Below are 12,756 nucleotides of genomic sequence, written 5' to 3'. Positions count from 1 at the left end.
GGAAACAGGTCAGATGACACGACGCAAGAACGCTTGGGTGCGGGGGTCTTGTGGGTTTTCCAATATTGAACTGGGCGGCCCCTGTTCGACGATGTGCCCCCCGTCCATAAAGATGATCCGATCCGCGATCTCGCGGGCGAACTGCATCTCGTGGGTCACGATTAACATGGTTTGCTGTTTTTCAGCGACCCTGCGCATCAGGTCCAACACCTCTCCGACCCATTCGGGGTCAAGTGCTGACGTCGGCTCATCCAGCAGCATCAGATCGGCGTCCAATGCCAGCGCACGGCCAATGCCGACACGTTGCTGTTGTCCTCCGGACAGCGCAGCAGGGTAGGCGTCTGCTTTGTCGGTTAACCCTGTTTCAGCCAAGATCGCGTCGGCGCGCGCACGCGCGTCCGCTTTCGACTGTCCTTTGACGGTGACGAGGGCCTCGGTGATGTTTTCGCGTGCGGTCTTGTTCGCAAAGAGCGCATAGTTCTGAAAAACGAACGAGGTGCGCTGGCGCAAGGCCAGGATGTCCGTCCGCGAGGCCTTTTCAGCGGTTACCGTCAGATCGCCCATGCGGATCTTGCCGCTATCGGGGCGGTCCAGAAAATTCAGCATGCGCAGCAATGTTGATTTGCCGGTACCCGAGGGACCGATCACAACGACGCGTTCACCCGGTGCAATCTCGAGCGATATATCCTTGAGGACTTGCGTGTTGCCGAATGTCTTGTTGAGGCCGGAAACAGAGATGTTGGCGCTATGTGTCATCGGGCATGTGCCTTGCTCAAATAGATTTCCAAATGGCGCTGACCAAAGGCGAGGACTTCAACCATGGCCCAGTAGATCGCGGCAACAACGAGGAAGGCCTCGAAGTACAGAAAACTTCCCGCCGCTTCCTTTTGAGCGGCTCCCATCAGTTCAGTCACACCGAGGGTAAAGGCCAGCGACGTGCTTTTGATCATGTCGATAAAGTAGTTGACCAATGTAGGTGCCGCAACGCGTGCGGCTTGTGGCAGGATGATCTGACGCATCATCTGGCTCTGGGTCATACCAACGGCTTCTGCCGCCTCCCACTGACTGCGATCAACGCCAAGTATTGCGGCGCGGATGCTCTCGGCCATGTAGGCCGAGAAATGCAAGGTTAAGCCCATGATCGCGGCCGTGACGCCATTGATGGTGGTCAGGAACGACAGAACCTGTGGCAGGCCGTAGTAGAACAAGAACAGCTGCACCAGAAGCGGTGTGCCGCGGAAAAAGCTGATGAATACGCGCACGAAAAGATCAAGAACCGGCACACGAAACACGCGCTCTACCGCCATGATCGACGCCAGAACCAATGCAAAAGCCATACCCGCCAACGCCATGAACAGCGTCAGCGGCACGTACGCCAAGAGTATGGGCACGAGTGCCCACATATATGCGAGATCCAAGGCACCCATCGGTCTACTCAGCGACCGTGATGTCCGCGCCGAACCACTTGTTGGAAATATCGGCCAAGGTGCCGTTCTCCCGCAGGGTCGTGATTGCGGCATCGAACCGTTCACGCAGGGCCTGACCTTCGGCGTCATTGCGGAATGGCAGCGCGTTGCGGATTTCGCTGAATGGCTTGCCGGCCAGCGATAGCGGAAGCGGGCTCTCTGCGATCAGTTGTGTCGATGATACGCGGTCCATCACAAAGGCATCCACGCGCCCCAAGGCCGTGTCCTGCGCGATGTTGCTGTCATAGGTACGAATATCAATCTCAGCCGCGTTTGGCAGATTGTTCAATAGTTGTTCGTAGTTCGAACCAAGGTTCACTGCGACGGTTTTGCCGCTCAGGTCTTCGACGCCTGAGATCGCGGCCTCATTCCCCTTTTTGACGACAATCTGCGCGCCGTCAAAGACGTAGGGCTGTGAAAAAGCGAACTTGGCCTCACGCTCTGGTGTGATTGTAATCTGGTTTGCAATCGTGTCGATCCGACCGGATTCCAGCGCGCCAATCAGGCCCGAAAAGGACATGGTGACGAAATTGACTTCGTCGCCGGTTTCTGCGGCAATTGCGTTGATAAGATCAACCTCGAAGCCCTGCAAAACGTCCAGTTTGACAAAGGTGAACGGAAAGTAGCCACCCGACATGCCGACATCAAGCGTTTCGGCCTGTGCGGAACCAAATGTTGTCGTCAAGGCGAGTGCGGTAATTGCGAGTGCGTTTTTCATAATCTGCTCCATTGCGTTAAACGGCAGATAACGACCCTGATGCAGGTTACAATTGCTGCAAGTGCAGCAAGGCGGATGTGGTAAATTTTTTCTTTTGATTGGAAAATTATTCCGCATCGGCGCTGACTTGTGGAATGCAATACGCAAGGCACCCTCGCCTAGAGGGCTTGTTAATGCCGGGGACATGCTGCGTCGCGGCAAGGGTGCGTTTCTTGCCGCTCGGCTTGAATGCCGCGCTTCGATCCCGTGGCATAGGTGGGGTGCCGGTTAGCCGTCTTTCGTCAACTTTATGATCGCGGGTTCGGTCTCTGGCGCGAGTTCCTCGAAATCGAAGTTATCCAGCCGCCGGGCCCGCCGTCCCGCCTTGTCCGACGAAATCTTGATTTCCGCGATGTCCTTGGACGCTTGCCCGAAATGCCGGTCGAGGTTTTCCACGCGGGTCCCGAGACGTTCAACATCGGCAAAGAGAAGACCCAGTTCGCGCCGGATCGCTCCCGCCTGTTCGCGCATGCGTGCGTCCTTTAGAATCGCGCGCATCGTGTTGAGCGTGGCCATGCAGGTGGTGGGCGACACGATCCAGACGCGCGCAGCGAATCCTTCGCGCACCAGTTCGGGGAAATTGGCGTGCAGTTCGGCATAAACCGCCTCGGACGGCAGGAACATCAGGGCACCATCGGCGGTTTCGCCGTCGAGGATGTATTTGTCGGAAATATCCTTGATGTGTTTCTTGACCGAAGTGCGCAGAAATTTTGCAGCCTCGTTCACCTCCCAATCGGTGCCTGCACGACGTAGGGCCTCGTAGGCCTCCAGCGGGAATTTGCTGTCGATGCAGATCGGACCGGGGGGGTTGGGCAGGTGAATCAGGCAATCGGCGCGTTTGCCGTTAGACAGGGTGTGTTGCAGAGTGTAGCTGTCTTTTGGCAGTGCTTTGAGCACGATGTCGTGCAACTGAATCTCGCCGAACGCGCCGCGGGTCTGCTTGTTGCTCAGGATATCCTGAAGGGTCAGGACGTCGCCCGACAGCTTGGTGATGTTCGCCTGTGCCTTGTCGATGGTTTGCAGACGTTGTTGCAGATCGCCGAGGGACTGGGCGGTGCGGCGGGCCGAGCCGCTGAGGTTCTCGTTCATCTTTTCCGAAACAGCGGCGAGGCGTTGTTCCATCAGTTGCAGCATGTTGGCCTGCGAGGCGGCGGCGGCGTCAGAGACATGGGTGAGACCACCTGCCAATTGTTGCTGGCCATCACTGAGCGATTGAAAGCGATGTTCCATCTGGCCGATCTGACGTGCCAGCGGTTCGGCCAGACGCGCCGAACGCCCGGCGGCGCGCACCGCAGAGATCAGCAGAATGATGATCAACAACAGGATCGCTGCACCGACAAGGGCCGCGATTACCAGCGGGTCGTTTAGAAGATACTGCGTATCACCGATCTGGATCATGTGCGGCCAAAGAGCCTTTCGATGTCGCTCAGCGCGAGGCTGACATAGGTGGGGCGGCCGTGGTTGCACTGGCCGGAATGGGGGGTCGTCTCCATCTCTCGCAGCAGCGCGTTCATTTCGTCGGCCTGCATCCGTCGACCTGAACGGATCGAGCCGTGACAGGCAACACGGCTGAGGATCGCGTCTATACGGCTGCCGAGCGTGTCGCTGTCGCCTTGGTCGGCCAGTTCGTCGAGGATGTCGAGGATCAGCGCGCGGGCATCGACGACACCGAGGATGGCGGGGGTTTCACGCACGGCGATTGCACCGCCGCCGAATGGCTCGACCCCGAGGCCAAAACTGGCGAGGTCATCGGCGACAGCCATCAGCGTCGCGCAATCCGCGTCTGACAGGTCGACAATCTCGGGGATCAATAGAGCCTGCGCCGCGACACCATTTTCGGCGCGCTGGCGTTTCAGGCGTTCATAGACCAGCCGTTCATGTGCGGCGTGTTGGTCGACGATGACCATCCCCGTTTCGGTCTGGGCGATGATGTAATTCTCGTGCAGTTGCGCGCGGGCGGCCCCGAGCGGCAGAGATTGAAGCGGGGTCTCTGGCGGCGTGTCGTCGCCGCCTGTCGGGGCGGTGTTCTCGACCCGCGCGCTGTAGGCGGTTTGCATGTCGGCAAAGCCGGAATCGGCGGGCGGGCGGTGCAGCGGCGTGCTGCCTGCGCGATCCATCTGGTAGACGCGCGCACCGGCTGGTTCTGGCTGGAACGCGCCCAGTGTGGCACCCGCGACAGTGCTGGAAGCGCGATGCCCCTGTTCGGCCAGTGCGTGACGCAGACCAGACACGATCAGCCCGCGGGCCGCACCGGGATCGCGAAAACGTACTTCGGATTTGGCGGGATGTACGTTTACGTCAACCAACCGACCCTCGCATTCGATAAAGAGAGCCGCGGCCGGGTGGCGGTCCCGGCTGAGCAGATCGCGGTAGGCCGCGCGCAGTGCGCCGGTCAACATCTTGTCGCGCACCGGGCGACCGTTGACAAAGAGATACTGCGCCACAGCAGAGCCGCGAGAATAGGTGGGCAGAGCCGCGTATCCGGTCATAGCCAACCCGTCGCGATCCGCGTCGATGGCGATTGCGTTATCAGTGAATTCGCGCCCCAGAATGCGGGTTAGTCGCTGGCTCATCGCGCCCATCAGGTCGCCGGTTTCGGGATCGGCGCGAAAGACTGTGCGTCCGGCGCCACCGCCCGAGACATCGCGCAGGACAAAGCCGATATGCGGCTCGGCCATCGCCAGCCGTTTGACGGTGTCGGTGATCGCCTGCGCCTCTGCCCGGTCGGTGCGCATGAATTTGAGCCGCGCGGGCGTGGCGTAAAAGAGATCACGCAGCGTGACCACGGTGCCGCCATTCAGCGCGGTGGGTTTGACCGCGCTTGGCGTGCCGCCTGCGATGGTCATTTCAGCCGCGTCCGCATCCGGAGCGCGAGAGGCGATGGTCAACCGCCCGACGGCACCGAGCGACGGCAACGCTTCGCCGCGAAAGCCGAAGGTGTGAATATTCAGCAGGTCACTGCCGTCGATCTTGGACGTGGCATGACGCGATAGGGCCAGCGGCAGGTCACCCGGTGTGATGCCGCAGCCATCATCGGTCACGCGGATCAGTGTTTTGCCCCCGTCGGCATAAGTGATTTCAATGCGCCGCGCGCCCGCGTCGATAGCGTTCTCCACCAGTTCCTTGACCGCCGAGGCGGGGCGTTCGACCACCTCGCCCGCTGCAATGCGGTTGATGGCCGCCTCGTCCAATTGGCGGATCTGAGGGCGAAGTTCGCCGATATGGGGTGGGTTTGCCAACATGCCACAACACTTAGCATGAGGTGCCGCGATTCTGCCAGACGCAACCGACGTGCTGCGGGACGTGGGCAGCAGGCCTGAGGGGAACGTTCCCGTTCCACGCGCGTTGGAAAGAGGATTAGAGGACACCGCCAACCAAAGGAGGCGTAATGCAAACCCATACCAGCCCGTCCAGAGGACCCGCATCACCGCGAGTGACGAGCTTTTATGACGACGCGAGCGGCAGTCTCCAGTATCTGGTCGTTGACGAAAGTACGAAGGCAGCCGCGTTGATTGATGTGGTACAGGATTTTGATCCGGCCAACGCCCACACATCGCATGAAACCGCGCAAGAAATTCTGGAACATGCCGCGCGCGGCGGACTGGATGTGAAATGGGTGCTGGACACTCATCCACACGCAGACCACCTGATGGCTTCTGCGTGGCTCAGGGACCAGACAGGCGCATGCAATGGGATCGGCGCGAAGGTGCGTGATCTGGCAGAGATCTGGGCCGATATTTACCATTTGCCGGGCGCGTTTGATCCCGGCCGCGACTTTGACAGGCTGTTCGATGATGGTGCTGAGTTCAAGCTGGGATCGCTGGATGTGCGGGTGATGCTGTCACCGGGGCATACGCCAGCGTCGATCAGCTATATCGTGGGCGATGATGCCGCTTTTGTACATGATACCTTCATGCATGTGGATGTGGGCACGTCGCGTGCCGATTTCCCCGATGGGTCATCGTCTGAACTATACGACACCTTGCAGTCCATTCTGACATTGCCGGATGCGACCCGTTTGTTTGTCGGGCATGACTATCCGCCGGTGGATGGACGTGAAGAACCGGGTTGGGAATCAAGTGTTGCCGACCAGCGTGCGCACAACCCGCATGTTGGCGGCGGGAAATCGCGCGAGGAGTACATCAAGCTCCGCGACGAACGCGATGCCACGCTGGCATTGCCCGACAGGATGCTGTTCGCGTTGCAAGTCAACCTGCGTGGCGGACGCCTGCCAGAAGCAGAGGCGGACGGACATAGCTATTTCAAGATTCCTGCGAACAAAATGTAACGTTGCCAGAGGAGCAAATGATGCAAACCGAGAAAATCGATGGCGGCACACTGGACACGATGAGCGTGGACGAAGTGGCCGAGGAATGGGAGGCGAACCGCATCGTGTTGATTGACGTGCGCACGCCGCCTGAATTCATGATGGAACATATCGGCGGTGCGATGTTGATGCCAGTGGCCTCCTTCGATCCCGCAAAACTGCCGTCACAGGCGGACAAGCGCATCGTATTGATGTGCGGATCGGACAAGCGATCAGGCAAGATGGCCAGACAAGCACTGGCGTCAGGGTTGGACCGGGTTGCTCATATGCAGGGCGGTTTCGGCGCATGGAAAAAGGCCGGCCAGCCGCATATTGCGATAGATATGGCCAGCGGTGCCCCGAAGAAAATCGACGCCGCAGACGTCTGAGCGCGTCCGATAGTATCGTCAATGAAAAGCCCCGGGTGGTGACACCCGGGGCTTCACTTCTCGCAAGGTTGAACAGGGAAGGAGCGTCAGCCTCTGGAGAATTCAGGGTAGGCTTCCATGCCCAGTTCGGTTGTGTCGAGGCCGGTAATTTCGGCCTCTTCGCTGACACGGATGCCGACCGTGGCCTTGAGCACCAGCCAGACCAGCGCCGAGGTGGCGCAGACGAAGGCACCGACGATGACGATCGACGTGAGCTGGGTCACAATATTCGCCGCGTCATTGGTAAACACTACGGCGATGGTGCCCCAGATACCGGCAAAGAGGTGAACCGGAATCGCCCCTACGACATCGTCGATCTTCAACCGGTCCAGCATCGGCACGGTCAGAACCACGATCAACCCGCCGACGCCACCGATCAGCGTGGATGAGATCAGCGAAGGTGTCAGTGGCTCTGCAGTGATCGAGACGAGGCCCGCGAGCGCGCCGTTCAGGATCATCGTGAGGTCGGGCTTTTTGTACAACAACTGCGTCAGGATCAGCGCGACCACGGCCCCGGCAGCAGCGGCTGTGTTGGTGTTCGAGAAGATCCGGCTGATGTCAGCGACGTTGGCGGCGCTATCCATGTAAAGCTGTGAGCCGCCGTTAAAGCCGAACCAGCCGAGCCACAGGATGAACGTGCCCAGCGTGGCAAGCGCAAGGTTGGAGCCGGGCATCGGGGTCACGCGACCGTCCTTGCCGTATTTGCCAATGCGTGGCCCGAGGATGATCGCGCCCATCAGCGCCGCCCAGCCACCAACCGAGTGTACTACGGTCGAGCCTGCGAAATCCTGAAAGCCCATCCCGTCAAGGAACCCGCCGCCCCATTTCCAGCTGGCCTGAACAGGATAGATCACGGCGGTCAACACGATGACAAACGCAAGGAACGGCCACAGCTTGATCCGTTCGGCCAGAGCGCCCGACACGATCGAGGCGGTGGCCGCGCAGAACATCAGCTGAAAGAAGAAGTCAGAGCCGACCGAGGCGTAGGTCAGGTCAGGTTCTGCCGCTTCAAGCCCGACAGGTTCCAACCCGGTGATGGCAAAGGCCCCGAGGATCCCATCCATCGTCCATGCGTCGCCGGGATACATAAGGTTGTAGCCGAGGATATAATAAAAGATCGAGGCGAGCGAAAACAGCGCCATGTTCTTGGTCAATTGCATCGTAACGTTCTTGCCGCGTACGAGGCCCGCCTCGAGCATCGCGAAGCCTGCGGCCATGAAGAACACCAGAAATCCGGCGACCAGAAACATGAAGGTGGTGAAGATAAAGCCGATTTCGGCATTGGTCGGGGTTGTGTCTGCCTCTTGCGCCAGGCCGAGGGCGGGCAGGGCAATCAGCACTGCGGCAGCGCCGCTGACCCGTGCCAGATGGGTGTAGCGTGTCATATCGTTATCCTTTGTCTGCGCGCGCTCAAAGCGCGTCTTCGTTGGTTTCACCGGTGCGCACGCGCACGGCCTGAGAGATGTCGAGAACGAAAATCTTGCCGTCGCCGATCTTGCCGGTGCGGGCAGTCTTGGCGATGGTTTCGACCACTTCGTCGGCCATCGCCGCGGAAACGGCGATTTCGAGTTTGACCTTGGGCACGAAATTGACGGCATATTCTGCGCCGCGATAGATTTCGGTATGTCCGGACTGTGCGCCGAAGCCTTTGATTTCATTCACCATCATGCCGCGTACGCCGATTTCGGTCAGTGCTTCGCGGACCTCTTCCAGCTTGAACGGTTTGATTGTCGCTATGATGAGTTTCACGGTGTCCCTTTCGGTATCTGTGTGTGCCGCCCTCCTCCGAGGGTGCCGCATTGTGCAGGTGCAGAAAAATCAATCGGGGCGGATTTATGAAGACTCCGGCGCGCAAAGAGCGAGGGTTGTCACAGGTGGATGATTAAAGATTGGGCATTGCCGCGTTGTTGCTGAAAAATTATGCAAGCGGAAAATGCGCATTGGGTGTCACCAAGGCTCTACAATCGGTGCAAAGTTGAGTATCATGACCAAAAACCAAGGCTCCGAGCAGGGCTGAACAGGGCTGACATGGCAAATTCAGGACGCAGAAAGCCGCCGCTGGTGGCGGACAGGCGCAAACCGAAAACCAAACCAAAGGCCAAACCCAAGGCCAAGCCGCGCCGTCGGGTGACGCGGTCCAAAACGGCGCGCCGTGGCGGGCCGATCCGGCGCGCGTTCTCGGGGCTGCTGCGTTGGGTGTGGCGTATCGTCTGGGGAATTGGCTGGCGGGTTGGTCTGGTGGCGGGCCTGATCGTCGGGCTGGCGACCGGATATGTCTATACCACGCTACCCGACGTGGCAAAGCTGCTGGATGGGCGCGCGCGCGGGTCGGTTACCCTGTTGGACCGCGAAGGCGAAGTGTTCGCATGGCGCGGGGATCAGTTCGGCGGGGTGGTGACGGCACAAAACGTGTCAAAACACCTGCGCAATGCGGTCGTGGCGACCGAGGACAAGCGGTTCTATCTGCATCCGGGCATTGACCCGATCGGCATTGCCAGTGCGGTGCGCATCAACCTGAGCGAAGGGCGCGGCCCGCTGAGCGGGCATGGTGGGTCAACCATCAGCCAGCAGACGGCCAAGCTGCTCTGCCTTGGGGTCGAGTTCAACGAGAAAGACTGGGAAAGCGAAGCGGCCTATGTCCGCGATTGCCGGCAGTCGTCGCTGTGGCGAAAGGCCAAGGAAGCGATCTATGCACTGGCGATGGAGGCGAAATACTCCAAGGACGAGGTCCTGTCGATTTATCTGAACCGCGCCTATCTGGGCGGTGGGGCATATGGGGCAGAGGCGGCCGCGCAGCGGTATTTTGGCAAACCTGCGGCGGGGCTCAATGCCGCAGAGGGCGCGATGCTGGCGGGGCTGCTGACCGCACCTTCGACATTGGCGCCGACCAGCAACATTGAACGGTCGCAGAATCGGGCATCGGTGGTGGTGCGTTTGATGGAAGATCAGGGGTATCTGACGGCCGCCGAGGCGGATGCGGCCATCGCAAACCCTGCAGAACTGTCAGAGGCGGCAGAGGCGCAGGCCGGTGGGTATTTTGCCGATTGGGTCATGGCGTCGGGGCCCGAATTTTTCACCCGTGACACGACCGAGGATGTGATTATCCGCACCACTCTGGATCAGCGCATTCAGACCGCTGCCGAAGATGCGATGCAGTACATTTTTGAAGAAAAGGTGCGTGAAGGGTCCAAGGCGCAGGCCGCGATTGTGGTGATGTCCGCGGATGGCGCGGTACGCGGCATGGTCGGCGGGCGCGAGACCAAGGTGACAGGCGCGTTCAACCGCGCGACGCAGGCGCGTCGGCAGACCGGATCGGCGTTCAAGCCATTCGTCTATGCCACGGCGCTGGAACTGGGTTATTCCAGTCAGGCCACGGTGACGGACGAGCCCTATTGTCTGGATATTCCCGGCTCTGGCCGCTGGTGCCCCAGCAACTATGACCACAAGTTCCATGGCCGGGTCACGCTAACCGAGGCATTGAAGAAGTCGTACAATATCCCTGCCGTGAAGGTGTCCGAAAGTGTCGGACGCGACCTAGTGCGCCGGGTCGCCAGTGAGTTTGGTATCCAGAGCGATCTGGCGGATGGGCCGGCACTGGCGCTGGGCGCATCGGAGAGTACGCTGCTGGAAATGTCGGGGGCTTATGCAGGTATCCTGAACGGGGGGTCGTCGGTCACGCCCTACGGTCTGGTCGAGTTGCGCCTGTTGGGGCAGGACGAGCCGCTGATGGGCACCGGGGGCGGTATCGGCGAACGGGTCATTCGTGAAGAGGCCGCGCAAGAGCTGATCTACATGATGCATCAGGTGGTCAAGTCCGGCTCTGGTCGCCGTGCCGCGCTGCCTGACCGCGAGGCAGCAGGCAAGACCGGCACGACGCAAGCGGCGCGCGATGCGTGGTTTTTGGGATTCACGGCTGATTATGTAGTGGGTGTCTGGATGGGGTATGATGACAACACGCCACTGACGGGTGTGACAGGTGGCGGGCTGCCTGCGGAAATCTGGCACGAGACCATGATTCGCGTTGACGAGGGCGTGCCAGTGCGGCCGCTGCCGATGATGCGTGCGCCATCACGCCCGACACAGAATCTGGGCACTGAGCAGGACAATCAATCCCAGCCACAACGTCAGCCGACACAGCAACCGGGACGCGAGCGCAAGAAACCGATCGAGAATATCCTGCGCAAGCTGCTGGGCGGTGGCTGAGATTACTCTGCGAATAATCTGAGCATCCGGATGATATAGGCGCGTACCGAGATTTTTCGTACGAAAAATCTATCCGATGAACGGCTAGCCTGCGGCTTTCAAATCCGCGATCAGGGCGTCGATATTGCCCTTGCGGCGATCCAGCATCGAGCCGATCTCGGTCCGCTCGCTCAGGCGTAGGCTGATGCCTTCGATGACCATGTCAAAGAAGAGATCCTTGCCCGAACGATCCGAGACGAGAAAGCGGACTTCGAACGGGGCCTCGCCGCGCAGATAGACGGTGGATGTCACCTCTTGCCACGATTTGACCTGACGCACGCCTTTGACCTCGATCCTGCCGCCTGCGAATTCGTTGAACCGCTTGCCGTATTTGCGCGCGACGTAGCCGCGGAATGCATCAGTATAGGCGCGCATCTGCGCACCAGTGGCGCGATTGGAATCCGCCCCGAGCGTTGACCGGGCAATGATGTTCACGTCGGCATATTTGCGAAAGATTTTTTCGAAATCATTGATCATCGACGACAGGGGTTTGCCAGACGCGATCACGCGGTTGATGTCGGTTACGACCTGATCGACCAGTGCCTTGGCGCGGGCCTCTGTCAGGGCCAGCGCGCCTGTTGCAGGCAGAGCGGCGATGAGGGCGGCGGCACATCCGGTTTTCAGGGCGGCGCGGCGGGTCATGTCATTCGTCATAGGGGTCTCCATACGGATCACTTGGGCCAGCAGAGCCCGTGTCATAGGGATCAAGATAGTCATCGCTGCCGCCTTTTCCCACCTTGAATCTGCGGTTTTGCAGATAGAGTGAGCGGGAAGCCGCGTAGCTGTCGGCGCTTTCATAGAGGATCGAATCGATGGCATCGCTATAGCGTCCGCGTGCGCTGAGGCTGGCCGAGACCGACGCGCCGGTGCCGTAGAAAGATTCTGGCGATTTAACAGCGTAGCTGAGTGGGTTTGTAAACAAATCCACCGTTTTGCCCACGGCATCGCGCGTGGTGGACGGCCCCAATAGAGGCAGTTCCAGATACGGGCCTTCGTTCACGCCCCAAGCATAAAGCGTCTGACCGAAATCGGCATCAGATTGGGCCGGCATGTTCAGGTCGGTCGCGGTGTCAAAAAGACCACCAAGCCCGATGGTGGTGTTGACCACGAACCGGTAGAAATCCTCGGTCGCGCCTTTGCCATTGCCCTGAAGCACGTTGTTCACAATGGCGGCGGGCAAGGACAGGTTGTTGGAGAAATTGCCGATCACCGTTTCGATGTCGTCGGGGATCGCCTTGGAGTACCCTCTGCCGGCGGGGCGCACGAGGGCGCTGTCGACGCTACGGTTGAAGTTATGCATGCGACGGTTTTCCGCCTCATAGGGATCAAATGGCGCGCCGCGCGTCACGGCCGGGTCGGGCTGCGCGCAGGCAGAAACCAGCGTCAGAACGAGCCCGACAATAGTCAATCGGGCCGGGCTCAGAATGCGGGTCACGGATGAGGCGGTCACTAGGTCAAATCCCGGTCAGTTTCTGCAATACAATAGTCAATCAGTTAACTAATCCGATCCATGATCAAGAATACAGACCGCAGATCGCATCCTGTCGATCCGTGGCA

General features: G+C 59.8%; 12 protein-coding genes. 3 read left to right on the top strand and 9 right to left on the bottom strand.

Features of this window, described 5'->3' with window-relative positions; genetic code table 11:
* Positions 1–9 precede the first annotated feature (9 nt).
* The 5 genes from N7U68_RS09400 to mutL form a co-directional block, all read right to left on the bottom strand.
* The gene (locus tag N7U68_RS09400) at positions 10–756 is read right to left on the bottom strand and encodes an amino acid ABC transporter ATP-binding protein (RefSeq protein ID WP_263048941.1); all 747 of its coding nucleotides are present in this window, start codon (positions 754–756) and stop codon (positions 10–12) included.
* A complete protein-coding gene (locus tag N7U68_RS09395) occupies positions 753–1,427 on the bottom strand; it encodes an amino acid ABC transporter permease (RefSeq protein ID WP_263048940.1) in 675 nt (224 codons plus the stop codon). Before N7U68_RS09395 ends, N7U68_RS09400 begins: the two co-directional genes overlap by 4 nt.
* Before the next feature lie 4 nt (positions 1,428–1,431).
* On the bottom strand, positions 1,432–2,184 hold the full coding sequence (locus tag N7U68_RS09390) for an amino acid ABC transporter substrate-binding protein (protein WP_263048939.1): 753 nt from the start codon (positions 2,182–2,184) through the stop codon (positions 1,432–1,434).
* 267 nt (positions 2,185–2,451) lie between these two features.
* Positions 2,452–3,621 (bottom strand): DNA recombination protein RmuC, encoded by a 1,170-nt coding sequence (locus N7U68_RS09385; RefSeq protein WP_263048938.1) that lies wholly within the window; start codon positions 3,619–3,621, stop codon positions 2,452–2,454.
* Positions 3,618–5,465 carry a DNA mismatch repair endonuclease MutL gene (mutL, locus tag N7U68_RS09380; RefSeq protein ID WP_263048937.1) on the bottom strand — a complete coding sequence of 616 codons (1,848 nt, stop codon included), beginning with the start codon at positions 5,463–5,465 and terminating at the stop codon, positions 3,618–3,620. The genes N7U68_RS09385 and mutL overlap by 4 nt, the downstream gene beginning before the upstream one ends.
* 146 nt (positions 5,466–5,611) lie before the next feature.
* On the opposite strand from mutL, the gene N7U68_RS09375 reads away from it, so the two are divergent.
* Complete coding sequence (locus N7U68_RS09375; protein ID WP_263048936.1) at positions 5,612–6,511, top strand: MBL fold metallo-hydrolase; 900 nt, start codon at positions 5,612–5,614, stop codon at positions 6,509–6,511.
* Between the two features lie 20 nt (positions 6,512–6,531).
* Entirely contained in the window at positions 6,532–6,918 is a 387-nt protein-coding gene (locus N7U68_RS09370) for a rhodanese-like domain-containing protein (RefSeq protein WP_263048935.1), read from the top strand.
* An 86-nt stretch (positions 6,919–7,004) separates the two neighbouring features.
* Here the strand turns inward: N7U68_RS09370 and amtB are convergent, their stop codons facing one another.
* Together amtB and N7U68_RS09360 are read right to left on the bottom strand one after the other, a co-directional pair.
* The gene (amtB, locus tag N7U68_RS09365; protein ID WP_263048934.1) at positions 7,005–8,342 is read right to left on the bottom strand and encodes an ammonium transporter AmtB; all 1,338 of its coding nucleotides are present in this window, start codon (positions 8,340–8,342) and stop codon (positions 7,005–7,007) included.
* 25 nt (positions 8,343–8,367) lie between these two features.
* Positions 8,368–8,706 (bottom strand): P-II family nitrogen regulator, encoded by a 339-nt coding sequence (locus N7U68_RS09360; protein WP_165196129.1) that lies wholly within the window; start codon positions 8,704–8,706, stop codon positions 8,368–8,370.
* Between the two features lie 279 nt (positions 8,707–8,985).
* Here N7U68_RS09360 and N7U68_RS09355 point away from each other — a divergent pair, with 279 nt between their 5' ends.
* Complete coding sequence (locus N7U68_RS09355; RefSeq protein WP_263048933.1) at positions 8,986–11,160, top strand: transglycosylase domain-containing protein; 2,175 nt, start codon at positions 8,986–8,988, stop codon at positions 11,158–11,160.
* Between the two features lie 84 nt (positions 11,161–11,244).
* On the opposite strand, the gene N7U68_RS09350 is transcribed toward N7U68_RS09355, so the two are convergent.
* Positions 11,245–11,853, bottom strand: a complete 609-nt coding sequence (locus tag N7U68_RS09350) for an MlaC/ttg2D family ABC transporter substrate-binding protein (RefSeq protein WP_206295700.1) — start codon at positions 11,851–11,853, stop codon at positions 11,245–11,247.
* Positions 11,843–12,649: an MlaA family lipoprotein gene (locus N7U68_RS09345; RefSeq protein WP_241188110.1), complete on the bottom strand. Its 807-nt coding sequence runs from the start codon at positions 12,647–12,649 to the stop codon at positions 11,843–11,845. The genes N7U68_RS09350 and N7U68_RS09345 overlap by 11 nt, the downstream gene beginning before the upstream one ends.
* Positions 12,650–12,756: the final 107 nt, after the last annotated feature.

It is taken from the genome of Roseovarius pelagicus (genome assembly GCF_025639885.1).
Lineage (GTDB): Bacteria > Pseudomonadota > Alphaproteobacteria > Rhodobacterales > Rhodobacteraceae > Roseovarius > Roseovarius pelagicus.
Note: the sequence above shows the minus strand (reverse complement) of the source record. Positions and strands in the feature narration are given on the sequence as shown.

Bases quoted from the DNA above. Each gene is read 5' to 3' on its own strand.
- N7U68_RS09400 (WP_263048941.1), bottom strand. From the start codon at position 756: ATGACACATAGCGCCAACATCTCTGTTTCCGGCCTCAACAAGACATTC.
- N7U68_RS09350 (WP_206295700.1), bottom strand. From the start codon at position 11,853: ATGACGAATGACATGACCCGCCGCGCCGCCCTGAAAACCGGATGTGCC.
- N7U68_RS09375 (WP_263048936.1), top strand. From the start codon at position 5,612: ATGCAAACCCATACCAGCCCGTCCAGAGGACCCGCATCACCGCGAGTG.
- N7U68_RS09385 (WP_263048938.1), bottom strand. From the start codon at position 3,621: ATGATCCAGATCGGTGATACGCAGTATCTTCTAAACGACCCGCTGGTA.
- mutL (WP_263048937.1), bottom strand. From the start codon at position 5,465: ATGTTGGCAAACCCACCCCATATCGGCGAACTTCGCCCTCAGATCCGC.
- N7U68_RS09370 (WP_263048935.1), top strand. From the start codon at position 6,532: ATGCAAACCGAGAAAATCGATGGCGGCACACTGGACACGATGAGCGTG.
- N7U68_RS09355 (WP_263048933.1), top strand. From the start codon at position 8,986: ATGGCAAATTCAGGACGCAGAAAGCCGCCGCTGGTGGCGGACAGGCGC.
- N7U68_RS09390 (WP_263048939.1), bottom strand. From the start codon at position 2,184: ATGAAAAACGCACTCGCAATTACCGCACTCGCCTTGACGACAACATTT.
- amtB (WP_263048934.1), bottom strand. From the start codon at position 8,342: ATGACACGCTACACCCATCTGGCACGGGTCAGCGGCGCTGCCGCAGTG.
- N7U68_RS09395 (WP_263048940.1), bottom strand. From the start codon at position 1,427: ATGGGTGCCTTGGATCTCGCATATATGTGGGCACTCGTGCCCATACTC.